The organism is Pacificitalea manganoxidans, from assembly GCF_002504165.1.
In the GTDB taxonomy this organism is placed as follows: domain Bacteria; phylum Pseudomonadota; class Alphaproteobacteria; order Rhodobacterales; family Rhodobacteraceae; genus Pacificitalea; species Pacificitalea manganoxidans.
Window position 1 is genome coordinate 485,157 of the sequence record NZ_CP021404.1, and the last position, 24,809, is coordinate 509,965.

The window sequence follows — 24,809 nt, forward strand, 5'->3', positions numbered from 1 at the left end:
GGGGCGCGTGTCGTTATGATCTGTGTCACCGCGCGGCGTCAGCAAAGGGCGCCTGCGCGCGCCGTAGCTAGCGCATGGTTGCGCGGGCGGAAAGTGACGTGTCGCCGCGCGCCGGGGGCGGGCGTGATCGCGCCGGTGAAATCACACGCCGCCCACCGGCCGGGGCCGAGGGCGGCGCATCCTGTCAAAGCGTCCGTGCGCATCCAAAGGATGGCGCGGACAGGGGCAAAGCGCGGCCTTACTGGAAGATGTCGCCCAGCGTGTCGTCGCCTTCGACCACAACGCCGCTCAGATCCAGCGCGCCGGACATCCGTTCGATCGAGCGGGACTGCGCGACGAGCGCATCGATGGCGTTCTGGATCAGCGCGGTGTCGGCTTCCTCGCCCGAGGTCAGCAGCAGGTCATAGGGGCGGCCCGCATCGGCGGCGTCCTTGATGGCCTGCAGATCGTCGAGGCTTGCCTGCACTTCGGTGGTGAACGCCTGCGCGAGATCGGCATCAGCCGCTGCCACTAGATCACGCAGCGCCGCGCCTTCGATCACGTCGCCGCTGACTGTCTCATACCGGCCCAGCCAGACGTTCTGCACGCCGAGCACATCGTCGTAGTGGCTGTGCGGGGTGTTGTCGGAGAAGCAGTCATGCTCCTCTTCGGGATCGCGCAGCATCAGGCCCAGCTTGATGCGCTGACCGCCCAGTTCGCCAAAAGACAGGCTGCCCATGCCGGTCAGCATCGCAGAGACGCCAGCCGCGGGGTCTTTCGTCACGGCTTCGCGCCCGGCGCCGCCGTCGGTCCACTGCGCGGCCATCCATTCCAGATCATCGACCAGCAGGTCGGAGGCAGTGGCCAGATAGGCGGCGCGGCGATCGCAATTGCCATTGGTGCAGCCGTCGCCTTGCAGGTAGTCGGTATGCGGACGGGTGCCTGCACCGGGACCGTCGCTGGTCAGATCCTGCCCCCAGAGCAGGAATTCGATGGCATGGTAGCCGGTGGCGACGTTGGCTTCGTTTTCGCCCATCTCATGCAGGGTGTCGGTCAGCAGGGCCGCGTCGATAACGTTTGCGTCCACCGTTTCGCCATTCAATTCAAAGCTGGGCGTGGCGATGACATTCAGGTTGGCCTGCGCATTTTCGCCCGAACCGAAATAGCCCGCATCGACGTAATCGATCAGCCCTTCGTCCAGCGGCCATGCGTTCACTTTGCCTTCCCAGTCGTCGACGATGGCATTGCCGAACCGGTAGGTTTCGGTCTGCATGTAAGGCGTGCGCGCGCTGCGCCATGCGGCGCGGGCTGCTTCCAGCCCCGCTTCGGTCGGATCGGCGAGGAAGGCGTCAATTGCCGCATCGAGGTCGCGCGCGGTGCTCAGCGCATCGCCATAGGCGGCCTCGGCGATATTGGCATAGGTTTCGACAACGGCGGCCTGATCGGGTGCGTCCTGCGCGGCAAGCGGCATGGCGGCAAAGGCCAGCAGCGGCAGCGACATGGCAGCGCGGAAAGTGTGGGTCATGGGACTGTCCTTCGGTCTGGGGCGTGCGGGCGCTGTTGGCTCAGGCCCGGTTCGGGACGTCAGTCCCGGTTGATGCGCTGGAATCCAACAGATTTAGTCGGGATTGTAAACTGCCGGATTTAAGCGCCGTGCGCGGGCCGGGCGTTTCGTGCCGCACGCATCACAGCGTTGCCACGGCGTCGCGATCCGACAGGCGAAGGGTAGGGGGCCCAGATCACCGTCTTGTCAGCGGCTTGCCGCTTTTTCCGCGCCCTGTCGCGAGACTTTCATCAGCGCCAACCTATTGTCATTCCGGCGGAGAAATTCGCCCGTTTCGTTGACGACGCCACGCCCGAGGAACGCACATGACCCATGCCGCCCCGCTCTCCGACACCGGCTCCCGCAGCCCGGCCGAGACCGATCGCATCACCGCCATCACGGCGCTTTTCGAGGCCACCCGCGCCCGGAGTCGCGCGCTAGTCGCGCCGCTGTCGCCCGAGGATATGATGCTGCAACCGATGCAGGATGCGAGCCCCGCGAAGTGGCATCTGGCGCATACGACATGGTTCTTCGAAGAGTTCATCCTGAAGCCGCGTGACCCCGACTATCGGTCCCCCGATGACCGCTTCGCGTTCCTGTTCAACTCTTACTATGTGCAGGCCGGTCCCCGCCATGCGCGGGACAAACGCGGGCTGATCTCGCGCCCTGACGTGGCGGATGTGATGGCCTATCGCGCGCATGTCGAACAGGCGCTTGCGGCTGTGCTGCGCGCCGGGCGCGATGACGCGGCCGAAATCGCGGATCTGGTGGAGCTGGGCTGCCACCATGAAATGCAGCATCAGGAATTGCTTGTCACCGACCTGCTGAACGGGCTGTCCTACAACCCGTTATTGCCGGTCTATCAAGCCCCCGATGGCACCCCGGCAAAGGGGGAAAACCATCCCGTCACCTACACCGCCCATGCCGGTGGCTTGGTTGAGATGGGGTTTGACGGCACCGCCGCGCAGGCAGGCTTTGCCTATGACTGCGAAATGCCGCGCCATAAGACGTATCTCGCGCCCTATCAGCTTGCCGATCGCCCGGTCAGCAACGGCGACTGGATCGCCTTCATGGAGGCGGGCGGTTACGCCGATCAGACGCTGTGGCTTATGGATGGCTGGGCCTGCGCACAGCGCGAAGGCTGGGATGCGCCTTTGTATTGGTGGCAGCAGGACGGCGAGTGGTGGAGCTACACCCTGCGCGGACCGATGCCTGTCGATCCCGCCGCGCCGGTGGTGCATGTCAGTTACTATGAGGCCGATGCATTTGCCCGCTGGTCCGGCGCGCGCCTGCCGACGGAAGCCGAATGGGAAAGCGCCGCAGGCGACACGCCGATCCGGGGCAATTTCCTCGATGCCGGGGAGGATGACGGCGCGGAGACGCTTGGTGCACTGATCCCACGCGCGGGCGGTGGCATGTATGGCGATGTCTGGGAGTGGACGCAAAGCCCGTTCACGCCTTATCCCGGCTTCCGCCCGCCGGAGGGCGCGATCGGCGAATATAACGGCAAGTTCATGGTCAATCAGTTCGTGCTGCGCGGTGGCTCCTGTGCCACGCCGCGCGCGCAGATGCGGCCCAGCTACCGCACGTTCTTCTATCCGCATCAGCGGTGGCAGATGTTGGGCCTGCGGCTGGCGCGGGATGCGGGCTGAAATGAAACACGCCACACCCGAAAACGAATTTGCCCGCGCGCTGCTTAAGGGCCTTAGCGACAGCCCCAAAACGGCGGAAGCAAAGTGGTTCTATGACGCGGCTGGTTCCGCCTTGTTCGAGCGGATCACCGAACTGCCGGAATATTACCCTACCCGGACGGAGATCGGCATTCTGCGGGACCGCCTGCCAGAGATCGCCGCCCACGTCCCGGCGGGCGCGGCGCTGATCGAATTCGGCAGCGGCGCAAGCGTCAAGACGCGGGTGCTGCTGGACGGGTTGGACCAGCTTGCCGCCTATGTGCCCATCGACATCTCGGCGCAGTTTCTGGCGGAAACGGCGGACGGGCTGCGCCGCGACTACCCGGCGCTGACGATCCATCCGGTGACCGGCGATTTCATGACCCAACTGACCCTACCCCCGGCGCTCGACGCGCGGCCCAAGGTCGGGTTTTTCCCCGGCTCCACCATCGGCAATCTGGACCGGGACGCGGCAGTGGCCCTTCTGGCGCAGGCGCGGCACTGGCCGGATGCGGCGGGGTTCATCCTCGGCGCTGATCTGGTGAAGGATGCGGATGTCCTGCGCGCCGCCTATGACGATGCCCAAGGTGTCACGGCGGAATTCAACCGCAACCTGCTGCACCGCGCCAACCGCGAAGCCGGCGCGGATTTCGACCCGGACAGCTTTGCCCATGAAGCGCGCTGGAACGCGGCTGAGGCGCGGATCGAGATGCATCTTGTGAGCCGCGCGGCGCAGCGCGTTCAGGTCGCGGGCCAGCACATTGATTTTGCCGAGGGCGAGACGATCCACACTGAAAACAGCCGGAAATATACCGCCGAAAGCCTGACCGATATGGCGCAGGCGGCAGGCTGGCGGGTGGCGGACTTGCTGACCGACCCGCAGGATTATTTCGCGGTCGCCCTGCTGAAGCCCGCCTAGGCGGCGCGCGTTACACCACCTGCCGCAGTTGGGCGGCGTCCCGCGCGGCTAGTCCCGGCTCTGCCCTGTGGTGCAGGACTACGGGCCTGCCATCGACCTGCGCGACCCGGATCGGAGTTTCGTAAAGCGTGGCGAGCGCTTCGCCAGTCAGCACGCTGGCGGGCGCGCCTTCGGCCTGCACCATGCCGTGTTTCAGCGCCACGACATGATCGGCCCACGCCGCGGCATAGTTCACCTCGTGAATGACGATCACGATGGATCGTTGGTCCGGCCCGGGCCGGGACATACGGTAAAGCCGCGCCATCAGCGCCTGCGCGTGCCGTGGGTCGAGATTGTTGAGCGGCTCATCGAGCAGCAGCCAATCGGTTTCCTGTGCATAGGCCATCGCGACATGCGCGCGCTGGCGCTGGCCACCGGACAGTTCATCGACATAACGGCGCGACAGTTCGGTCAGATCGAACATTTCCAGCGCACGGGCCACGGCGGCGTGATCGGTGTCGCGCATGCGCCCCCGGCAATGGGGCCAGCGCCCGAACGCCACCAGATCCGCGACAGTCAGGCGGCTGGCCACGCCGGTGTCCTGCGTCAGGATTGCGAGTTTGCAGGCAAAATCGCGCCGTGACAGGGTCTCGGCGCTCGTGCCGTCGATACGCAGCGCGCCGTGGCGGCGCGGCTCCAGCCCCGCGATCAGGTGGAGCAGCGTCGACTTTCCGGCACCGTTTGGTCCGATCAGCGCGGTGATGCCGCCTCGGGGGAGGGTGAGGTCGATGTCACGCAGGATCGGCATATCGCCGATGACGTGATTCAGCCCGGTGATCTCGATCATTTCAGCACCCCTTTCAGGACAAGCGTCAGAAACAGCAGTCCGCCGCCAAATTCGATAATCACGGCGAGGGAGGATTGCTGCCCAAGCACCCTCTCGAACACCGTCTGGCCTATGACAAGGATCGCCGCGCCCAGCATGGCGGCGGCCGGGATCAGCACCGCGTGGCGGTGGGTGCCGGTCAGCCGATGCGCAAGGCTGGCCGCCAGCAACCCCAGAAAGGAGATCGGCCCGACAAGGGCAGTGGCGCAGGCCGTCAGGGCCGCGACCAGCGCCAGCACGCCCAACACCGCGCGGTCGTGATCTAGCCCGAGACCCAGCGCATTGCGCCGCCCTAGCGCCATCACGTCCAGCCGCCCGGCCATCGCCTGTGCCAGCGGCACAATGACGGCAAACAGCGCCGCCGCGATGGCCAGATTGGTGCGGTCGACGCTGTTGAAGCTGGCGAACATAGCGCTTTGCACCACCGCGAATTCCGAAGGGTCCATCAGGCGCTGCATCAGCCCCGCCAATGACCGCAACAACACCCCGATGATGACCCCGGTCAGCAACATCCGCGACAGATCGGACCCGCGGCTGCGAAACAGCAGCCCGAACAGCGCGGCAGCGGCGACCATCATCACGCCGGTTTCGATCAAAAACTTCGCTCCGGTGGCAAGGCTGGCAAAGCCGATGCCGCCAAGCGTCATCACCAGCGCCGTCTGGATGAATAAAAACAGTGCGTCAAAGCCAAGGATGCCGGGGGTCAGAATACGGTTTGCGGCGACGGTCTGAAACAACACCGTGGCGGTGCCGATGCCGCCGCCGACAACCAGCAATGCCGCGAGCTTTACCGCGCGCAGTTCAAGGATGAACCCGATCCGCCCGCTTAGCCCCAGCGTCATGAACGCCACACAGGCCAGCGCCAGCACCACGCCGATCCCCCAGACCGCGCGCAGGGGCAGGGGCGGTGCGACATGGCGCAGGGCGGCGGCGGCGTCAGCGGGCATGGCTTTGTCCGCCGCGGGTGTTGAGGATCCACAAAAATACCGCGGCGCCGGCCACGCCCACGACCGTGCCGACCGGGATTTCGTAGGGCCAGCGGACGAGCCGCCCGACGATATCGGCAGCCAGAACCAACCCCGCCCCGCCCAAGGCGACGACCGGCAGGGTGCGGCGCAGATTGTCGCCCATCAGGCGGGAGACGAGGTTCGGCACCACCAGCCCGACAAACGGCACCGCGCCCACGGTGACCACCACCAGCGCGGTGACCAGCGCCACCGCGCCGAGGCCCAGTTGCATGGCCCGCCGGTGATCCAGCCCCAGCGCCCGCGCCCGCGCGGCGCCCAGCCCGGTGACGGTCAGTGCATCGGCGCTCAGATAGGCCAGCACGGCGATTGCCCCGGCCAACCACAGCAATTCATACCGCCCCGCCAGCACGCCCGAAAAATCGCCGGTCATCCAGTTGCCCAGATATTGGACCAGATCGGCTTGCCACGCGAACCACGTCGCCCCGGCGCCAAGGATGCCGCTCCAGATCAGGCCGATCAGGGGCACCATGAACGGATCGCGGGGGGACAGCCGGTGGATCAGTGCCAGAAACCCCACGACGCCGCCCAATGCGGCCAGCGCGGCCACGCTCATCTTTACGATCACCGGCGCGCCGGGGGCGATCAGGGTGATAAGGAGCAGGCCCAGCATCGCGCCTTCGGTGGTGCCGGTCGTCGAAGGTTCCACGAAGCGGTTGCGCACAAGTTGCTGCATGATGACGCCCGCCACCGCCATGGCCGCGCCGCAGAGCAGCGCCGCGAGGGTGCGGGGGGCCCGGCTGATCGCCAGCAACTGCCACGCATTCCCGTCAAGCCGCGATGCACCGATCAGCAGGCTAAGCCCGGCGAGGCAGGCAAGGGCGATGAGGGAAAGGACGACAGGGCGGGTCATGGCGGCAGATGTCGGGTCAGGAAGGATGGCCCGGTCCGCAAGGGGCCGGGCCGGGGTAGCCGGGTCAGGACCCGAACGCGTCGGTGATCTGATCGAGCGTGTGCATCGCAGCGGAAATCCCGCCGCCCGCGACGTAGATCTCGGCCGGGTCGAGATAGACGATATGGCCGTTCTGCGCGGCATTCGTGCCCGCGACCAAGGCATTGTCGAGCGTCGCCTGCGCGGCCTCGCCCGCCTGTCCGATGGCCGCGCCGCGATCCACGACAAGCAGCCAGTCGGGATTGGCCTCGGCGATGAATTCGAAGCTGACGGATTCGCCATGCGCCTGCGTCTGGTCGACATTTTCGACGGCCTCGGGCAGCCCAAGCGCGCTGTGCAGCCAACCGAAGCGCGAGCCTTTGCCATAGGTCGAGATATTGCCGCCATTGGTCAGGATGATGAGCGCATTGCCCTGATCGGCCACGGCGTTACGGGCTGCGGTGAGCTTCTCGTCAAGCTGCGCCAGCAGCGCGTCCGCTTCGGCCTGCTTGCCAAAGATCTCGCCATAGGCCGTGGTGCGGGCGCGGATCTGGTCGACGTAACCATCGGGCGTAATCGTCATGTCGAGCGTCGGGGCCAACCGCGACAGCGCCTCCACCTGCGCAGAGGACCGCCCGCCCGCGATGATCAGATCGGGATTCAGATTCGCCAATGCTTCGAAATCCGGCTCGAACAGGGTGCCCACCACGGTCGCGTTCTGCGCCACGTCATTCAGCCGGTTCAGGTAAAGGCTGTTGGGCACACCGGCGATCTCCACGCCAAGCGCGCTGATCGTGTCGACGGCGGCAATGTCGAATACCGCGACGGTGTCCGGCGTCGTTTCGATCTGCGCCTCGCCGGTCGCCGTGGGCACAGTGACGGGGGCGGCCTGCACGGGAGCCAGCGGTGCGGTAAGGCTGACAGCCAGCACAGCGGCCAAGGTGACGGGTTTGCGGATGATGAGCGGCATCGGGCACTCCAGACAAGGTCGGACATCGCGGCGGATGTCGTCGGACAGGATGGAATTGGGGTGCGTCTGGCTGGCGGATCGCTGGCGGCACGAGGGATGATTTTTCACTAACGGCTTGCCGCATCCGGGTCCAGCGCATAATCCTACAAAAAAAGTCAGGAGTTCATGCATGCCCGAGTCAGTTGGAACTTTCCGCACCGCCCATGCCAGCAAGTATTTGAAACAGCTGTGCAAACACTTCTCTCACAAAATCCGTGTGGAGTATGACGACCTACGCGGAATCTGCGAAATGCCAATGGGTCGCGCCGTGATGACGGCGCAGCCCGCGCGGCTGGAGGTCACGCTTGACGGGGCCGACGACGCCGCGATTGGCAAGATGCAGGGCGTGATTGATCGCCATCTGGCGATCTTTGCGCATCGCGAGACATTCGATGGTCTGGACTGGGAGCCTGTCAGTGAACGCGCCTGACAAACCCGCGACCGACGCCCTCACAGGCGACCCCGCCGCCGGTGTGCCCCATTACGATGTGCATCAACTGACCGGCAGCGACGGGCGCGCCACCATTGCGCTGGAAGGGCAGGTCTACACCCTGCGCATCACCCGCGCGAACAAACTTATCTTGACAAAATAAAGGCCGGACCGGGCGAACCGGTCCGGCCTTCGTCATCTGTGCGGTCAGGCGATCAGGCCGCCAGTGCCGCTTTCTCCTCCCGCCGTGCCTTGGGGAAGACCAGGTAGTAGAACACGGGTGCCGCGATCAGCGTCAGGATCGAGGCAAATCCCAAGCCCCCCATAATCGTCACCGCCATCGAGGCAAAGAACGCATCCCCCAGCAGCGGGATCATCCCAAGGATCGTCGTCGCCGCCGCCAGCACCACGGGCCGCAGACGGGAGGTCGACGCTTCGACCACCGCGCGGGTGAAGGGCACGCCCTCCGCACGGGTCAGATCGATTTCCTCCACCAGCACGATGCCGTTCTTGATCAACATCCCCGACAGGCTGAGCAGACCCAGCAGCGCGGTGAAGGAGAACGGAAGCCCGGTGCCCAGCAGCCCCAGCGCCGCACCGTTCACCGCCATCGGCACCAACAGCCAGATGATCAGCGGCTGACGCAGACGCCCGAACAGTAGAACCGAAATCAGCACCATGCTGAGCAGCGACAGCGGCAGCTGTTTGCCCAGACTTTCCTGCGCCTCGGTCGAGTTCTCGTACTCGCCGCCCCACGCCATGCGGTAGCCTTCGGGCAGGGGCATCGCTTCGATATCGCCGCGGATGTCGGTGAACACGCTTGCCGCGTTCACACCGCTTTCCACCCCGGCCATGACCGTGATGGTGAACAATCGGTCGCGCCGCTGGATCAGCGTGTCCTGCACCTCGTAGGTGAAGCCATCAATCAGCTGCTCGATCGGGATAAAGGCCGAGGCGCTTTCGGAATAGACCGGCTGATCGATCAGATGCGAGGCGCTGACGCCGGTTCCGGCATCCGCCCCGGCAGACCGGCCTGCGGGCAGGCGCACGATGATCGGGATCAGGCGATCCTCTTCGCGGTAGACACCCGCCTGACTGCCATCGGTCGCGGTCGCAAGCGCGCCGGCGATATCCTCGCGGGCGACACCGGCGGTCTGGGCGCGTTCAGCTGCATAGATCGGCTTCAGCACCAGTTCGCGCTCTCGCCAGTCGGTGCGCAGGTCGATCAACTGATCCGAGGCCTCGTGCATCCGCGCCGTCGCATCCTGCGCCAGTTTCCGCAGGATATCAGGATCGGAGCCCGAAAACCGGACCGCGATGGGTGCACCGCCGCCGGGACCAAAGGCCAGACGTTCGGTGCGGAATTCGCCCTGCGGCAACTGGGCACGCCCGAAGGCCTCCAGATCCGTTTGCAGCGGCGCGATCTGTTCCAGTTGCTCCGTGCGGATGATCAGATGGCCATAGGTGGCAAGGCTTTCTTCCGGCGCGTAGGTCAGCATGAAACGCGATGCGCCCCCGCCGACGAACGTCGCGACCGATACGATATCGTCCCGCTCCGCCAGCCAGTCCTCGATCACGCGCATGTCGTCCGAGGTGGAATGGATGCTCGCCCCCTGCGGCAGCTTGTAATGCACATAGATCAAGGGCGTGTTGCTGTCGGGGAAGAATTGCTGCTTCACCATGCCAAAGCCGATGTAACACGCCACGGTGATCCCGATCAGGGCCACCACGACCAGCCAGCGCAGTTTCAGCGCCAGCCGCAGCGTGGCCGCATAGGCGCGGAACACCGGACCGTCATACTGTCCGGCCCCGCCGCCCGCGCCCCGCTTGAAGAAGTAATGCGCCAGCAGCGGCGTCGCGGTGATTGCCAAAATCCACGACAGCAGCAGCGAAATAGCGATCACGGCGAAGAGCGAGAACAGGAATTCCCCCGTCGCGTCGGGGCTAAGCCCGATCCCGGCAAAGGCCATGATGCCGATGACCGTCGCGCCCAGCAGCGGGATCTGCGTCTTGCCCGCAATGTCCTGCGCCGCATCGCGGGAAGATTTGCCCTGCGCCATGTCGCCTTGCATGCCTTCGGCCACCACGATGGCGTTATCGACCAGCATACCCATCGCGATGATGAGCGCGCCCAGCGAAATCCGCTCCATCTCGATCCCGAAGAGCGACATGAAGAACAGCGTGCCCACAACCGTCAGCAACAGCGTCGTGCCAACCACCACCGCCGCGCGCCAGCCCATGAACAGGGCGAGCACGACCACAACGATGGCGACCGACAGCGCGAGGTTGATGAGGAACGCGTTCGACGCCTCCTCGACCACCACATGCTGCTGATAGATCGGGTGCAGTTCGACGCCCACGGGAATGTCTGGCATCAATTGGTCCAGCCGCGCATCGACCCGCTTGCCGACATCGACGATGTTCAAGCCGGCCTTGCCAGCGACCCCCATGGTAAAGGCCTCCTGCCCGTCGAAGCGGATGATCATCGACGGATCGGTGACGCGCCCGCGGAAGACGCGCGCGATGTCGGTCACCTCGATCACCTCGCCGCCGACGCCGATGGTCAGGCCGCGAATTTCCTCGACACTGTCGGAGCCAGAGGGCGCCTCGATACGGATCTTCTGGCCCTGCTGGGTGACGGACCCCGCTGAGGCAACGGCGTTCGAGTTCGCGATTGCGCTGGCGATGGCTGCGGGCGGCAGACCCAGATTGGTCAGGATCGCGGTTTCTGGCTCGACGAAAATCGCCTCGTCCGGCAGGCCCGCCAGTGTCACATCGGCCACGCCTTCGACGGCCAGCACCTCGCGCCGCAGAAATTCAGCCAGATCATGCACTTCCGCATCGGTGAATCCGGGCGCGGTGATGCCGTAGAACACCCCGAACACATCCCCGAAGCTGTCATTCACGATGGAGGTGCCCGCCCCTTCGGGGAGGCTGGGCTGGGCATCGCTTACGCGGTTGCGCAGCTTGTCCCAGATCTGGGGCAGTTCGGTGCCGTCATAGGTGCTTTCAATCTCGACCGTGATGCGGCTGATGCCCGGTTTGTTCGACGATGTGATGTGGTCGATTTCCGACATCTGCTGGATCGCGGATTCCAGCGGTTCGGTCACTTCGCGGGCGACCTGATCCGCCGAGGCACCGGGGTAGGAGGTGAACACCACGGCAGTCTTGATGGTAAAGGCCGGATCTTCCAACCGGCCCATCGTGGCGAAACCCCAGATCCCGCCCAGCAGACAGCCCAGCATGACGATCCAGGTGATCAAAGCCTTGTCGATGGAAGCGCGTGCGATGTTCATCAGATCACTTCCCGATCGCGGTGAAGCGGCGGACGGTCTGGCCGTCCTCCAGCATGGCGGCGCCGGTGGCGACGATCTCCGTGCCGGGTTCTGGGCCTTCCTGCATCACCACACGGCCATTGTCGCCGATCTCGATCTGCACGGGCGTGCGCACCACCGTCCCCACATCGGGGTCGTCTTCGTGAGGGGCAAAGATCATTACATGGGCGGTGCGGTCCGGGTCAAAGACCAGCGCCGTTTCCGGCAGCAGCACGGCATCGCCGCCTTCCGACATCACCGATGCGGTCACTGTCGAGGAGGCGCCGGGCAGCAGCGCGGTGGGCGGCGTGTCGACAAAAGCCAGCGTCAGGGTAAAGGTCTGCGCCACCTCGGCGGTTTCCGCTTCGAATTCCCGCATCACCAGTTCGTAGGTGCCGGTGCCGCCGGGGATCATCGCCGTGAATTGCACGTCGTCGCCACCCTGCGCGCGCCGGAACAGCACTTCCGGCACGTCGATGTCGATCCGCAATTCGCTCATGTCATGCAGGCGCACCACCGGAGTGCCAGCCGAGACGGTCGTGTAGGCCGCAACCATGCGCCGGGCCACCAGACCATCGAACGGCGCGGTCAGCGTCGCGTCCTCCAGCTGATCCTCGGCGGTGTCGAGCGCGATTTCCGCCAGCGACACGGTGGTTTGCGCATCGCGGATCTGCACTTCCGCGACGTTGGAGCCGGACAGCTTTTCCAGCCGCTGCAAATCGCGGCGGGCCTTGTCGAGATTGACCTGAGCCTGATCCAGATTGCGCTGGAACGGGACCAGATCAAGCTGCGCGATCAGCTGCCCGTCATCGACGGGGGCGCCTTCGGCGGCGGGGAACTGGACGATCTGCCCGCCGACCTGAAACGCAAGATCGACGGTTTCGCGGGCGCGGACGCGGCCAAAGAACTGACGCTCCAGCGGCGCGCCGCCGCGGGTCAGGGTCATCAGCTTGGCCGGGCGCGGCGGGCGCGCGGGCTCTTCTGCCGGGGTCGCTTCGGCGGTCTTAGCCTCCTGCGCGGCCACCGGGAATGCGGTGAGGGGCAGGGCGAGCAGGCTCATCAGACACGCCGTCAGCAAAGCGTGCGCGCCGGTCCGGGCGCGGCGACGCGCATCGGGCAGGGAACTGGGCAGGCGGGGGGACAGGCGGGGCATCAGGCTGGTCATGAGGAGGGCATTCCTGGCAGCGGGTCGGTCGCACCAAAGCGACCGGAGGTTCCAAATTGAGTAAAGGCGGCAGCCATCATCTTGGCATCGATTCCGTCCGGGCGGGTGACCCAGAACCGCAACATGCCGACAAAGGCGCCGGTGAAAAAATGGGGGTGAAGCCGCCGCGCGGCTTCGGACGCAAAGGGCCGGTCGATCGGATCGCACTGGTCCATCATCTGTTCGACCATCTCGGCAAATCGGGTTTCCGGCGTCAAATGCGTCACGCCGTTGAGCAGGGTGTGCAGCCGGGGGTCCGAGCGGTCGATATCGATGAGCGCCTGTTCGACAATGCGGGCTAGCATCTCGGGGGTGCCGCGCTCGGGGTCGTCGATGATCGCCGAATGCCGCCGGGCCATCTCGGCCAGCAGCCCGGTCAGATACTCGTCCAGCATCGCCGTAAGGTCGGTATAGTTGGAATAGAACGTGGGCCGCGTCACACCGGCGGCACGGGTCAGCGCGTCGACCGAAATTTCGGCCAACGGCTTTTCGGCGAGCAGGCTGCGCAGAGCAGCTTGCAGCCTCAGACGGGTGCGACGACGACGTTTGTCCATAGCGCCGGACATACGAGTTTCTTTACATCTGTCAAGAAGACTCTCGGCCGCGCAATGTTGCCATGCAGTTAATGCAGAACCCGCCGCAGCCCCGCCTGCGTCCGTTTCAGGCCGGGAAGGTAAATCTCGGCCAAGGCGCTGGCGTCGGCATGCAAAGCAGGCAGGCCCACATTCATTGCAGCCACCGTGCGGTCCTGCACGTTCAGGATCGGCACAGCGATGGAGCGCAGGCCGATCTCCACCTCCTGATCGATGATCGCATAGCCCTGTGCGCGGATACGGGCGAGTTCGGTCATGATCGCCTCCGGCTCGGTCAGCGAATGCGGCGTGCGCGGGGTCAGGTCGGATCGGTCGAGCAGGGCGCGCGTCTCCGCCTCCGGCAATGCCGCCAGCAGGATGCGCCCCATAGATGTGCAATGCGCAGGCAGTCGCGATCCGGGCATCAGCCCAATCGACATCACCCGGCGCTGAGCGGCGCGGGCCAGATACACGATCTCGGTTTCGTCCAGCACCGAGACGGACGCGGACTGCCCGATCTGATCGGAGAGTTGATCCAGCCACGGCTGCACGATCTGCGGCAAGGGCAGCGCCGAAAGCGCGCCCATGCCCAGCCGCAGCACCCGTGCGGTAAGTTGGAAATGCTTACCGTCGTGATCGGCATAGCCCAGTTCGCGAAGGGTCAGCAGGCAGCGCCGCGCGGTGGCGCGGTCCAGCCCTGCGGCCTCTGCCGCTTCGGCCACCGATTGCCGGGGGCGGTCGGGTCCGAAGGTTTCGATGACCCGCAGCCCCTTGGCCAGCGATGCAATGAAATCGGTCTTTTTGTGCGCCATGCGAACGAGATGCCCCGCGCATTGAACAAATGTCAACATGCGCACCTGAACGCTTCATTCATTGCCGGGACAGGCGTAGATCGGCCCGAACAAAAGAGGAGACCAAGGATGGACAAGAGAATTGCCTCCGTGGCCGAGGCGGTCGCGGACATTCCTGATGGTGCCGTTGTGATGATCGGCGGATTTGGCGGGTCTGGCGCGCCGATCGAATTGGTGCATGCGCTGATCGACGCGGGCCCCAAAGACCTGACCGTGGTCAACAACAACACCGGCAACGGCAATGTCGGCATCGCCGCACTGATCGATAACAATCAGGTCCGCAAGATGATCTGCTCCTTCCCGCGCTCCAAGGATCCGCGCGTGTTCACCGAGCGCTATCTGGCGGGCAAGATCGAGTTGGAGCTGGTGCCGCAGGGCACGCTGGCCGAGCGCATCCGCGCGGGCGGTGCGGGCATCCCCGCCTTCTACACGCCCACGGGCTACGGCACCGATCTGGCGGAGGGCAAGCCGGTGGAGGAATTCGAGGGCCGCCACTATGTGCGCGAGCGCTGGCTGAAGGCCGATTTCGCGCTGGTGAAGGCCGAGTTGGCCGATCCGCATGGCAACCTGACCTATCGGAAGGCCGCGCGGAACTTCAATCCGATCATGTGCATGGCCGCCGACCGGACCATCGTGCAGGCGCGGCAGATCGTGCCCCTGGGCGGGATCGATCCGGAACATGTGATCACACCGGGCCTGTTCGTCGATGGCATCGTCGAAGTGTCCGAGCCGCAGCAGGAAGAGCTGCTCAACCTTGCGGGAGCGACCTACCCATGATCGACGATATCAAGCTCAGCAACGCCCAGATCGCGTGGCGCGCCGCGCAGGACATCGAAGACGGCGCCTATGTCAATCTTGGCATCGGCTTCCCGGAGATGGTCGCACAGTATCAGCCCGAGGGGCGTCAGGCGATCTTCCACACTGAAAACGGTGTCCTCGGCTTCGGTCCCGCGCCAGAGAAGGGCAGCGAGGACTGGGATCTGATCAACGCTGGGAAAAAGGCGATCACCGAACGGCCCGGCACCGCGTTTTTCCACCATGCCGACAGCTTCGCGATGGTGCGCGGCGGGCATCTGGATGTGGCGATCCTCGGGGCCTATCAGATCGCGCAGAATGGCGATCTGGCGAACTGGTCCACCGGCAAGGGCGGCGTGCCTGCCGTGGGCGGCGCGATGGATCTGGTTCAAAGCGCCAAGCGGGTCGCGGTCATCACCGACCATGTCACCAAGAAGGGCGATCCGAAGCTGGTCGAGGCCTGCACCATGCCGCTGACCGGCGTGGGCTGCGTCACCCGCATCTACACCAGCCTTGCCGTGGTCGACGTGCAGGACGGTCACTTCGTGCTGCGCGAGAAGCTTGCCGCGATCTCGATGGAGGATCTGCAGGCGTTGACCGGTGCCCCGCTCGCGACCGATGGCCCGGTGGCCGATCTGGTCGTGCCCGAACTGTAAGGAGGAGGTCGCGATGACCGACGTTTATATCTGCGCCTATACCCGCACCCCCATCGGCCGCTTCGGCGGCGCGCTGGCAAATGTCCGCGCCGACGATCTGGGCGCCATCCCGCTAAAGGCGCTGATGGCACAGCATGATTTCGACTGGGCTGCGGTGGATGAGGTGATCTTCGGCTGCGCCAATCAGGCGGGCGAGGACAACCGCAACGTGGCGCGCATGTCGGCGCTGCTGGCGGGTCTGCCCGAAAGCGTGCCGGGCACCACCATGAACCGGCTCTGCGGCTCCGGCATGGATGCGATCATCACCGGCGCGCGCGCGATCAAGGCCGGTGAGGCTGATCTGATCGTCGCGGGCGGGGTGGAATCGATGACCCGCGCGCCGATGGTCATGCCCAAGGCCAACACCGCATGGAGCCGCAAGGCCGAGATCCACGACACCACCATCGGCTGGCGCTTCGTCAATCCGCTGATGAAGAAGCAATACGGCGTCGATTCCATGCCCGAGACCGGCGAGAACGTCGCCGAGGAGTTTGGCATCTCCCGCGCCGATCAGGATGCTTTTGCCCTGCGCTCGCAGCAGAAGGCAGGCGCGGCGCTGGAAAACGGACGGCTGGCGCGGGAGATCACCCCGGTCACCATCCCGCAGCGCAAGGGCGACCCGATCACCGTCGACACTGACGAACACCCCCGCCCGCAGACCACTGCCGAGGCGCTGGCGAAGCTGCCGACGCCGTTCCGCGAAAACGGCACCGTGACGGCGGGCAATGCCTCGGGCGTCAATGACGGCGCGGCGGCGCTGATCCTCGCCTCTGCCGAGGCCGCGCGGAAGCATGGCCTGACCCCCATCGCGCGGGTGCTGGGCGGGGCCACCGCCGGTGTCGCGCCGCGCATCATGGGGTTCGGCCCCGCGCCCGCGTCGAAGAAGCTGATGACGCGACTGGGGTTGGAGCAATCCGATTTCGACGTGATCGAGTTGAACGAAGCGTTTGCGAGCCAAGGCCTTGCCACCCTGCGCGATCTGGGCATTGCCGATGACGATCCGCGGGTAAACCCCAATGGCGGCGCAATCGCGCTGGGCCATCCGCTGGGCATGTCGGGCGCGCGCATCACCGGCACCGCGGCGCTGGAACTGTCGCTGGGCGGCGGCAAACGGGCGCTGGCCACCATGTGCATCGGCGTCGGTCAGGGCATCGCCATCGCGCTGGAAGCGGTCTGAGCGGGGCGCCTTGGTAGGTCTGCCGGTCCGGGGCGCGCAGGCGCTTTGGGCCGTGCAGTGCCATGATGGCCCGTTACCGCTGTCAAATCCGATCCGAAATCGCTAGAGAGTGGGCGACGCCGGAGCCCCGCTCCGCGCCGCAAACGGGATACAGCCGCCCGGTCCGACGGGCGGGCAAAGTGAAGACGAGGATAAGACATGACTGCTCTTGAATCGCTGCGCGACATGACCGTGGTGGTCGCCGATACCGGCGATATCGACGCCATCCGCAAGCTGACCCCGGTGGATTGCACCACCAACCCGAGCATCCTGCTGAAGGCGCTGCAAAGCCCGGCCTTCGAGGATCTGGTCACCACCGAGATCGAGGCTGGCAAAGCCGCAGGCAAGTCCGCGCTCGACGTGGCGGATGCGCTGACCATCGGTGTCGGTGTCGAGCTGACGAAACTGGTGCCGGGCCGGGTCTCGACCGAGGTCGACGCCAACCTGTCTTTCGATACCGAAGCGTCCATCGCCAAGGGCCGCGCGATTATCGCCGGGTATGAGGCCAAAGGCGTCAGCCGCGACCGCATCCTGATCAAGCTGGCCTCCACATGGGAAGGCATCCGCGCCGCCGAGAAGCTGGAGGCCGAGGGCATCCAGTGCAATCTGACCCTGCTGTTCGCGCAGTGTCAGGCGATTGCCTGTGCCAATGCGGGCGTGTTCCTGATCTCGCCCTTCGTGGGCCGGATCACCGATTGGTATTCCAAGGCCGAAGGCGGCAAGGCCTACGCCCCGGACGAAGATCCCGGCGTGAAGTCCGTGCGCGCGATCTATGACTACTACAAGTCGAACGGTGTCGAGACCGTCGTGATGGGCGCGTCGTTCCGCAACACGGGGCAGATCAAGGCGCTGGCAGGCTGTGACCGGCTGACCATCTCCCCGGCGCTGCTGGAGGAGCTGCACGAGGACGAGGGCGCGCTGGAGCGCAAGCTTAGCCCCGACAATGCCTCCGGTGTGGCGAAGGTCGAGATGGACGAGGCGCAATTCCGCTGGGAATTGAACGCAGACGCGATGGCGACTGAAAAGCTGGCAGAAGGCATTCGTAACTTCGACGCCGATCACAAGAAGCTGCTGAAGCTGATTTCCGACCGCATGGCCTGATTCCAAGCGATGTGCGGCAGATCTAACGGCGCGTCCCTCCGGGGGCGCGCTTTTTCGTGGCGCTAGGGGTCAGGCGATCCGCGCGATCATGATGACGGCGGCGTAATGCGTGGCGGCGGCAGCCAGCACATGGCCGTGCCAAATGGCGCGCGAAAACCGCAGGCTCTTGGCCCGGTAGAACAGCGTGCCCAGCGTGTAGGTCAGCCCGCCGATCACCAGCAGCACCAGCGCCGTTACCGGCAAGGTCATCACCAAAGGCCACGCCGCGATCATCCCCAGCCAGCCTTGGCCCAGATACATCGCAAAGCCCGCACGCGGCCAACGGTGAAAAAAGGCCAGCTTCATCACGATGCCGATCACCGCAAAGGCCCATGCCGTGATGGCCAGCGCCCAGCCGCGCCCGCCGCCCAGCCCGATAAGCGCCATCGGCGTGTAGGTGCCCGCGATCATCAAATAGATCGCCGCATGGTCGAACCGGCGCAGCACGCGGCGGGCCCGCTCATGCAAGGTCAGGTTATAGGCTGCCGATAGCGAAAAGGTCGCGATCAGCCCCACGGCGTAGAATACCAGCGGCCAGATGCGGTCTGCCGGGACGCTGAGCGCGGCCCAGACCATCAGCGCGGAGACGCCCGCCACGGCGGCGGCCACCCCGATGATGTGGACCACGCCATCGGCAATATGTTCGCGCAGGCTGTGCGGCAGCTCGATGCGGGTCATGGGATCTCCCTGTATGTTGCGCCTATCCTAGCCGATTTCCGGGGGCGATGCAGTGACATCTGCGTTCGCGACGCTGCGTTCCCGTGGTGCGGCGGCTGAGAGCCCGCGCGGGCGCCGTCGCCCCGTCTGGTGCGAAAATCGAATACGGGGTGTCTGCCTTCTGATTGGTGGTATGCCGGGGAGGGGCCTAGTCTGGCGGTCAAAGGTCCGGCCCCGCCGGTCCGGCGATCGAATAGCGGAGACGACCTATGAATGAACCAACGGCCCTAGTGATCAGCGCCCATGCGGCGGATTTCGTGTGGCGCTGCGGCGGCGCCATCGCGCTGCACCAGTCCCGCGGGGTGAAGGTCACCATCGTTTGTCTCAGCTACGGCGAGCGCGGCGAAAGCGCGAAGCTGTGGAAGGAGGAGGGCATGACCCTCGATAAGGTCAAAGCCGCCCGCCGTGCGGAGGCCGAGGCCGCCGCCGCGGCGCTGGGCGTCGAAGATATCCGGTTCTTCGATCTGGGGGATTACCCGCTGGAACTGGATCGCGCCGCCAAGGACAAGCTCGTCGATGTGATCCGCGAAGTGCAGCCGCGCTTCATCCTGACCCATTCCAAATACGACCCCTACAACACCGATCACATGTATGCCTGTCAGGTGACGCTGGAGGCGCGGATGATCGCGCAGGCTTGGGGCCACAATCCGGGGCAGAAGGTGCTGGGATCGCCGCAGGTTTACTTGTTCGAGCCGCACCAGACCGAGCAGATGGGCTGGAAGCCCGATACCTTCCTCGACATTTCCGAGGTCTGGGATCGCAAGCGCGCGGCCATCGAATGCATGCAGGGGCAGGAGCACCTGTGGGACTACTACACCAATGTGGCCGAAAACCGGGGCAACCATTTCCGCCGCAATTCCGGCGGTCAGGCGGGCGGGCGCAAGGCGACCCATGCCGAGGGCTTCCAGTCGATTTTCCCGCGCACCGTGGATGAACTGTGATGGGGGGCGTCGTTGTTCAGAATGTTGCGCGGGCCGATGCCGATGTGGTCCGTCGTCTGGGGGAATGTGGCGTCGCCACCGTGCACGAGGCGCAGGGCCGCAAGGGGCTGATGGCTCCGGTCATGTCGCCGATCTATGCGGGGGCCAAAGTGGGGGCTTCCGCGGTTACCATCTCTGCGCCTCCGGGCGACAATTGGATGGTGCATGTCGCGATCGAGCAGTTACAGGACGGCGATATCCTTGTGCTCGCCCCGACGTCGCCCTGCGATGACGGGTATTTCGGCGATCTGCTCGCCACCTCCGCCATGGCACGGGGCTGTCGCGGCCTGATCATCGACGCGGGGGTGCGCGATGTGGCCGACCTGACCGAAATGGGATTTCCCGTCTGGTCCAAATCGGTCCATGCACAGGGCACGGTCAAGGAAACCGTGGGCTCGGTCAATGTGCCGGTGGTCTGCGCCGGGGCCTATGTGCGTGCGGGCGACATCATCGTCGCCGACGATGACGGGGTTTGTGTCGTGGCCCGCGAGGAGGCCGAACAGGTTCTGGCCAAGGCCGAAGAACGCATCGCCAAGGAAGACGAGAAACGCGCCCGTCTGGCCGCCGGAGAACTGGGGCTCGATATCTATGACATGCGCGCACGGCTGAAGGAACGTGGGCTGCGCTATGTCTGATGTGGTAGGCGGGGCCGGCGTGCGGGCCATGTGGATGCGGGGCGGCACCTCGAAAGGGGCGTATTTCATCGCGGACGATCTGCCGGGCGCAGGCATTCCCGCCCCGGAGGTCACCGCCGCCGATGCCACGCGCGATGCGTTTTTGTTGCGGATCATGGGGTCTCCCGATCCGCGCCAGATCGATGGGATGGGCGGGGCCGACCCCCTGACCTCGAAGGTCGCGGTGGTGCGCCGCTCCGCGCGGCCCGATGTGGATGTGGAGTATCTGTTCCTTCAGGTTTTCGTTGATCGCGCCACGGTCAGTTCCGGCCAGAACTGCGGCAATATCCTTGCCGGTGTCGGTCCTTTTGCCATCGAACGTGGTCTGGTGGTGCCGCAGGCGGACGTAACCGAGGTCCGCATCCACATGCTGAACACCGGGCAGATCGCCGTGGCGCGGGTCGATACGCCGGGCGGGCAGGTCCGCTATGACGGCTCCGCGCGAATTGACGGTGTGCCGGGCCACGCCGCGCCGATTGCCATCGCCTTCGAAGACACCGCAGGGTCGACCTGCGGCGCGCTGCTGCCCACGGGCAATATGGTCGATGAGATCGATGGCGTTGCCTGCACCCTGATCGACAACGGTATGCCCTGCGTGGTGATGCGGGCCGATGCGCTGGGGATCACCGGCGATGAGGCTCCCGACGCGCTGGAGGCAGAAGACAGCCTGCGCGCGCGGCTCGAAGCGATCCGGCTAAAGGCCGGGCCGATGATGCGGCTGGGCGATGTCAGTGACAGTTCGGTGCCGAAGATGACGATGGTGTCAGGGGCCAAGAGCGGCGGTGCGCTGTCCACCCGGACCTTCATTCCGCATCGCTGCCATAAGGCCATCGGTGTGCTGGGCGCGGTCAGCGTCGCCACCGCTGCGCTGCTCCCCCAAGGACCGGCCGCCGAGGTGGCGCAACTGCCCGAGGGCGCGGAGAAATCCCTGTCGGTCGAGCACCCCACAGGCGAGATGACGGTGATCGCAACGGTCGAAGACGGCGAGGTCACCCGCGCCGCCATCCTGCGCACCGCGCGCAAGTTGATGGACGGGGTGGTCTTCGCCTGACGGGAGCGGGCGACGGGAGAGACCGCCCCCGCCCGCGAACAAGCGAAGCGCGCGGGCGAGCGCCTGCCCGTCCCCACGGGCTGGCGCTTTGCCATCTCGCGCTGACCTCGGACCGGGGAGGGGCTTGGCTGGCATAAAGCGCGCCGTTCAGTCGTGGCAGCACCATCCCCGGGCAGGCTCCCGTTGTGACCTGAATGCCTGCGTTTCGTAGCCTCTGAACTGAGCGCAACCGCCCGCGAACAAGGCGAAGCCGCGCGGGCGAGCGCCTGCCCGTGCCTGCGGGCTGGCGCTTTGCAATCTCGCGCTGACCTCGGACCGGGGAGGGGCATGGCTGCCATAAAGCGCGCCGTTCAATCGTGCCGGCGCCATCCCCGGGCAGGCTCTGCCCCCCCCCTGCAGCACCTGCATGCTCACCTCATCGTGCGAAATACAGCCGCTCCGGGTTGGTCACCAACAGCTTTTGGCACAAGGCCTCGGTCGGGGCGATCAGCGGGATACGGTCGACGAGCAACCCGTCATCGGGCAGATGGCTTTTCATGTTAGGATGCGGCCAGTCGGTGCCCCACAGGACGCGATCCTCGAAGTTCGTCACCAGATGACGGGCGAACGGGGTCACGTCGTCATAGGGTGCCCCTGCTTTTGTCAGCCGTTCCGGACAGCCGACCTTCACCCACATGCGCGGGTCTTCCATCAGATCGCAGAATGCGGCGAATTCGGTGCTTTCCACGCCTTGGGCCACATCGGGGCGCCCCATGTGATCGATGACGACATCGCAGGGCAGGGCCCGCAGGAACGGGGATAGCTCCTCCAGATCGGCGGCTTCGAAATACACCACGACATGCCAGCCAAGCTCCGCCACCCGCGCGGCCAGCCGGGCGGATATGTCGAGCGGATCGGGATCAACCAGCCTGCGCACGAAATTCAGCCGCACACCGCGCACGCCCGCAGCGTCCATCTCGGTCAGCGCCGCATCCTCGATTTCTGGATCGACGACCGCGATGCCACGGCAGTTTTCGGGATCGCTGCGCAGCGCGTCGAGCAGGGCGGCATTGTCGCGCCCGTGGCAGCTTGCCTGCACGATCACATTGCGCGACAGGCCCAGATGGCGGCGCAGGGCGAAAAGCTTCTCCTTCGGCGCGTCGGAGGGCGTGTATTTGCGCTGCGGCGCGTAGGGGAAGCGGTCGCCCGGCCCGAAGACGTGACAATGGGCGTCAACCGCCCCCGCAGGCGCGCGGTAGTCAGGGATGCGGGGCTCAGGATGCCAAGTCGGCGGATCGATTTGCATGAGGTTTCCACAGGTTGAGCACGAGGATGGCCAGCAGGGCCAGCGAAAGGACAAGCGCGACGAGGCTCGGCACCCCGCCCACAGGCAGCACCAGCGACACGGTCGCGGCAGCGGCGACAAGCCAGAACCCCAGCTTGTGCAGCAGTGTCAGCGGGCGAACCATCCAGCCGGTAAAGGCCGTCCCGGCAGCAAAGGTGCCTGCGAAGGCCGCGAGTGTGGCCAGCGCGATGGTGACGGGCGTGCCGATCAGCAGCAATTCCGGCGCGTAGACAAAAAGGAACGGGGCCACGACCTTGACGAAGCCAAGCCGGATCGACTCGACCGCCGTTTCGTTCGGGCTGGCGCCGGCAATCGACGCGCCCGCATAGGCCGCCAGCGCCACCGGTGGCGTGATCGCGGACAGCAGCCCGTAGTAGAAGATGAACATATGCGCGGCGATGATGGGCAGGCCGAACTGCTCCAACGCGGGCGCGACCAGCACCGCCAGAAGCAGATAGGCTGCCGATGTGGGCATCCCCATGCCCAGCACGAAGCTGGCGATCATAGTCAGCAGCAGGGTCAAAAACAGGCTGCCCGCGCCCAGATCGACGATCAGCGACGACAGTTTCAGCGCCATCCCGGTCAGCGTCATGACCCCGATCAGCATCCCTGCGATTGCGACGGCGGCGACCACGGGCAGCACGTTGCGCACGGTTTCCATCATCGCGGCGATCAAGGCCACCGGACCGATCCGTGTCTGCGGGGTCAGCACCGACACGACCAGCGTTGCCAGCACACATAGGACAGCGGCGGCGGACGGCGTGTATCCTACGGCCAAAAAGACAACGAGCGCGACCAGCGGCAGCAGCAGATGCCCCCGCTTGAACAGCACCTCGCGCAGCAGCGGCACGTCTTCCCCCTCGGCGCGGCCAAGGTCGTATTTACCGGCTTCCTCCCGCACCGCGACCAGCAGCGCAAAGACGTAAAGCAAAGCCGGGATCAGCGCGGCGGCGGCGATCACGGCATAGGGCGTCTGGGTCAGCTCGGCCATGAGGAAGGCAGCGGCGCCCATCACCGGCGGCATGATCTGCCCGGCGGAGGAGGCGGCAGCTTCGATCGCGCCTGCGACCTTGGGCCGGTAGCCCGTGCGCTTCATCAGCGGAATGGTGAAGGTGCCGGTGGTCACGACCCCCGCCACGGCAGACCCGTTGATCGAGGAGAACATGGTCGAGGAAATCACCGCCGTCAGGGCCGGACCGCCCTGCACCCGACCGGTCAGCGCATGGGCCAGATCGACGAAGACCTGTCCCAGCCCGGTCTTCAGCAGAAGCGTCCCAAGGAAGGAAAACAGCAAGATATATTGCGCCGCGACCCCCATCGGCAGACCGAACAGCCCCTCGGTGCGCAAAAACAGGTTCGACGTGACCCGGCCCAGCGAATAGCCCGCATGGCCGTAGGTGCCGGGGATCGACGCGCCGAAAAACGCATAAAGCAGCGCCACGACACCAAGCCCCACCATCACCCAACCGATCACATAGCGCGACACGATCAGCGCGGCGGCGGTGGCGATGATGAACAGCGCCATGTCGGTGCGGTCCGCAATCCCGCCCGATCGGATGATGTCCATATAATTGGTCCACAGAAACGGACCGGGGATCAGCACCAGCACCGCCAGCACATAGAGCGCGGCGCGCCATGCGGCCTGCGGGCGCGCGGCGGCGACAACGATCAGCCCTGCGGCCATCGACAGCGAAAAGAAGGTCGAGCGCAGCACCAGCGCGGTGATGTCCCCGAACCACGCGGACCAAAGCACAAGCCCGGTCACCAGCGTGGACAGCACGGCCAGCGCAGCGAGCGCGGCTTTGTGCTCCCAGTTGGCCATGGCGTTGCGCGGCAAGATCGAAGTGATGAGTGACACCGAAGAGGCTCCTTACCTGCCGCGTGGCGGGCTGACGCGCTGCTACGGGCGCAGCCTGCGCGGGACATGAAAATTGGGGGGCGTTACGCGGCGCGCCCGTCCGCATG

At 65.6% G+C, this 24,809-nt stretch carries 23 protein-coding genes; 11 read left to right on the forward strand and 12 right to left on the reverse strand.

The window, feature by feature from the left end; translation table 11 throughout:
- Positions 1-238 precede the first annotated feature (238 nt).
- Positions 239-1,504, reverse strand: a complete 1,266-nt coding sequence (locus tag CBW24_RS02225; protein ID WP_232530020.1) for an imelysin family protein — start codon at positions 1,502-1,504, stop codon at positions 239-241.
- A gap of 344 nt (positions 1,505-1,848) precedes the next feature.
- On the opposite strand from CBW24_RS02225, the gene egtB reads away from it, so the two are divergent.
- Complete coding sequence (gene egtB, locus CBW24_RS02230; protein ID WP_097372536.1) at positions 1,849-3,174, forward strand: ergothioneine biosynthesis protein EgtB; 1,326 nt, start codon at positions 1,849-1,851, stop codon at positions 3,172-3,174.
- Position 3,175: 1 nt separating this feature from the next.
- Positions 3,176-4,111 (forward strand): L-histidine N(alpha)-methyltransferase, encoded by a 936-nt coding sequence (gene egtD, locus CBW24_RS02235; protein WP_097372537.1) that lies wholly within the window; start codon positions 3,176-3,178, stop codon positions 4,109-4,111.
- 10 nt (positions 4,112-4,121) lie between these two features.
- Here the strand turns inward: egtD and CBW24_RS02240 are convergent, their stop codons facing one another.
- From CBW24_RS02240 to CBW24_RS02255, 4 genes are all read right to left on the reverse strand, one after another.
- Positions 4,122-4,937: an iron ABC transporter ATP-binding protein gene (locus CBW24_RS02240; RefSeq protein WP_097372538.1), complete on the reverse strand. Its 816-nt coding sequence runs from the start codon at positions 4,935-4,937 to the stop codon at positions 4,122-4,124.
- Positions 4,934-5,923, reverse strand: a complete 990-nt coding sequence (locus tag CBW24_RS02245) for an iron chelate uptake ABC transporter family permease subunit (RefSeq protein WP_097372539.1) — start codon at positions 5,921-5,923, stop codon at positions 4,934-4,936. The genes CBW24_RS02240 and CBW24_RS02245 overlap by 4 nt, the downstream gene beginning before the upstream one ends.
- On the reverse strand, positions 5,913-6,854 hold the full coding sequence (locus tag CBW24_RS02250; protein ID WP_097372540.1) for an ABC transporter permease: 942 nt from the start codon (positions 6,852-6,854) through the stop codon (positions 5,913-5,915). The genes CBW24_RS02245 and CBW24_RS02250 overlap by 11 nt, the downstream gene beginning before the upstream one ends.
- A 64-nt stretch (positions 6,855-6,918) precedes the next feature.
- Entirely contained in the window at positions 6,919-7,842 is a 924-nt protein-coding gene (locus CBW24_RS02255) for a siderophore ABC transporter substrate-binding protein (protein WP_097372541.1), read from the reverse strand.
- Positions 7,843-8,011: 169 nt separating this feature from the next.
- On the opposite strand from CBW24_RS02255, the gene CBW24_RS02260 reads away from it, so the two are divergent.
- Positions 8,012-8,311, forward strand: a complete 300-nt coding sequence (locus CBW24_RS02260; protein WP_097372542.1) for a DUF2218 domain-containing protein — start codon at positions 8,012-8,014, stop codon at positions 8,309-8,311.
- On the forward strand, positions 8,292-8,474 hold the full coding sequence (hemP, locus tag CBW24_RS18560; protein ID WP_374708991.1) for a hemin uptake protein HemP: 183 nt from the start codon (positions 8,292-8,294) through the stop codon (positions 8,472-8,474). The genes CBW24_RS02260 and hemP overlap by 20 nt, the downstream gene beginning before the upstream one ends.
- Positions 8,475-8,526: 52 nt before the next feature.
- Here the strand turns inward: hemP and CBW24_RS02270 are convergent, their stop codons facing one another.
- Genes CBW24_RS02270 through CBW24_RS02285 form a run of 4 tightly spaced genes read right to left on the reverse strand, consistent with a single transcriptional unit; the run spans position 8,527 to position 14,213 of the window.
- Complete coding sequence (locus CBW24_RS02270; RefSeq protein WP_097372544.1) at positions 8,527-11,607, reverse strand: efflux RND transporter permease subunit; 3,081 nt, start codon at positions 11,605-11,607, stop codon at positions 8,527-8,529.
- Positions 11,608-11,611: 4 nt separating this feature from the next.
- Positions 11,612-12,790 (reverse strand): efflux RND transporter periplasmic adaptor subunit, encoded by a 1,179-nt coding sequence (locus CBW24_RS02275; protein WP_097372545.1) that lies wholly within the window; start codon positions 12,788-12,790, stop codon positions 11,612-11,614.
- The gene (locus CBW24_RS02280; RefSeq protein ID WP_097372546.1) at positions 12,787-13,395 is read right to left on the reverse strand and encodes a TetR/AcrR family transcriptional regulator; all 609 of its coding nucleotides are present in this window, start codon (positions 13,393-13,395) and stop codon (positions 12,787-12,789) included. Before CBW24_RS02280 ends, CBW24_RS02275 begins: the two co-directional genes overlap by 4 nt.
- Positions 13,396-13,451: 56 nt before the next feature.
- A complete protein-coding gene (locus CBW24_RS02285; RefSeq protein WP_198405216.1) occupies positions 13,452-14,213 on the reverse strand; it encodes an IclR family transcriptional regulator domain-containing protein in 762 nt (253 codons plus the stop codon).
- A 108-nt stretch (positions 14,214-14,321) separates the two neighbouring features.
- Here CBW24_RS02285 and CBW24_RS02290 point away from each other — a divergent pair, with 108 nt between their 5' ends.
- From CBW24_RS02290 to tal, 4 genes are all read left to right on the forward strand, one after another.
- The gene (locus tag CBW24_RS02290; RefSeq protein ID WP_097372548.1) at positions 14,322-15,029 is read left to right on the forward strand and encodes a 3-oxoacid CoA-transferase subunit A; all 708 of its coding nucleotides are present in this window, start codon (positions 14,322-14,324) and stop codon (positions 15,027-15,029) included.
- Positions 15,026-15,703 carry a 3-oxoacid CoA-transferase subunit B gene (locus CBW24_RS02295; RefSeq protein WP_097372549.1) on the forward strand — a complete coding sequence of 226 codons (678 nt, stop codon included), beginning with the start codon at positions 15,026-15,028 and terminating at the stop codon, positions 15,701-15,703. The genes CBW24_RS02290 and CBW24_RS02295 overlap by 4 nt, the downstream gene beginning before the upstream one ends.
- A gap of 13 nt (positions 15,704-15,716) precedes the next feature.
- Entirely contained in the window at positions 15,717-16,919 is a 1,203-nt protein-coding gene (pcaF, locus tag CBW24_RS02300) for a 3-oxoadipyl-CoA thiolase (RefSeq protein WP_097372550.1), read from the forward strand.
- A 198-nt stretch (positions 16,920-17,117) separates the two neighbouring features.
- The gene (gene tal, locus CBW24_RS02305; RefSeq protein ID WP_097372551.1) at positions 17,118-18,059 is read left to right on the forward strand and encodes a transaldolase; all 942 of its coding nucleotides are present in this window, start codon (positions 17,118-17,120) and stop codon (positions 18,057-18,059) included.
- A gap of 69 nt (positions 18,060-18,128) precedes the next feature.
- On the opposite strand, the gene trhA is transcribed toward tal, so the two are convergent.
- On the reverse strand, positions 18,129-18,776 hold the full coding sequence (gene trhA, locus CBW24_RS02310) for a PAQR family membrane homeostasis protein TrhA (protein WP_088662460.1): 648 nt from the start codon (positions 18,774-18,776) through the stop codon (positions 18,129-18,131).
- A 248-nt stretch (positions 18,777-19,024) separates the two neighbouring features.
- Here trhA and CBW24_RS02315 point away from each other — a divergent pair, with 248 nt between their 5' ends.
- Genes CBW24_RS02315 through CBW24_RS02325 form a run of 3 tightly spaced genes read left to right on the forward strand, consistent with a single transcriptional unit; the run spans position 19,025 to position 21,520 of the window.
- Positions 19,025-19,756: a PIG-L deacetylase family protein gene (locus CBW24_RS02315; RefSeq protein ID WP_088662459.1), complete on the forward strand. Its 732-nt coding sequence runs from the start codon at positions 19,025-19,027 to the stop codon at positions 19,754-19,756.
- Entirely contained in the window at positions 19,756-20,430 is a 675-nt protein-coding gene (locus tag CBW24_RS02320; protein WP_088662458.1) for a 4-carboxy-4-hydroxy-2-oxoadipate aldolase/oxaloacetate decarboxylase, read from the forward strand. The genes CBW24_RS02315 and CBW24_RS02320 overlap by 1 nt, the downstream gene beginning before the upstream one ends.
- The gene (locus CBW24_RS02325; protein ID WP_097372552.1) at positions 20,423-21,520 is read left to right on the forward strand and encodes a 4-oxalomesaconate tautomerase; all 1,098 of its coding nucleotides are present in this window, start codon (positions 20,423-20,425) and stop codon (positions 21,518-21,520) included. Before CBW24_RS02320 ends, CBW24_RS02325 begins: the two co-directional genes overlap by 8 nt.
- 415 nt (positions 21,521-21,935) lie before the next feature.
- On the opposite strand, the gene CBW24_RS02330 is transcribed toward CBW24_RS02325, so the two are convergent.
- Together CBW24_RS02330 and CBW24_RS02335 are read right to left on the reverse strand one after the other, a co-directional pair.
- Positions 21,936-22,805, reverse strand: coding sequence for an amidohydrolase family protein (locus tag CBW24_RS02330; RefSeq protein ID WP_097372553.1), 870 nt, complete (start codon positions 22,803-22,805; stop codon positions 21,936-21,938).
- Positions 22,774-24,702 carry a TRAP transporter permease gene (locus CBW24_RS02335; RefSeq protein WP_198405217.1) on the reverse strand — a complete coding sequence of 643 codons (1,929 nt, stop codon included), beginning with the start codon at positions 24,700-24,702 and terminating at the stop codon, positions 22,774-22,776. The genes CBW24_RS02330 and CBW24_RS02335 overlap by 32 nt, the downstream gene beginning before the upstream one ends.
- Positions 24,703-24,809 lie beyond the last annotated feature (107 nt).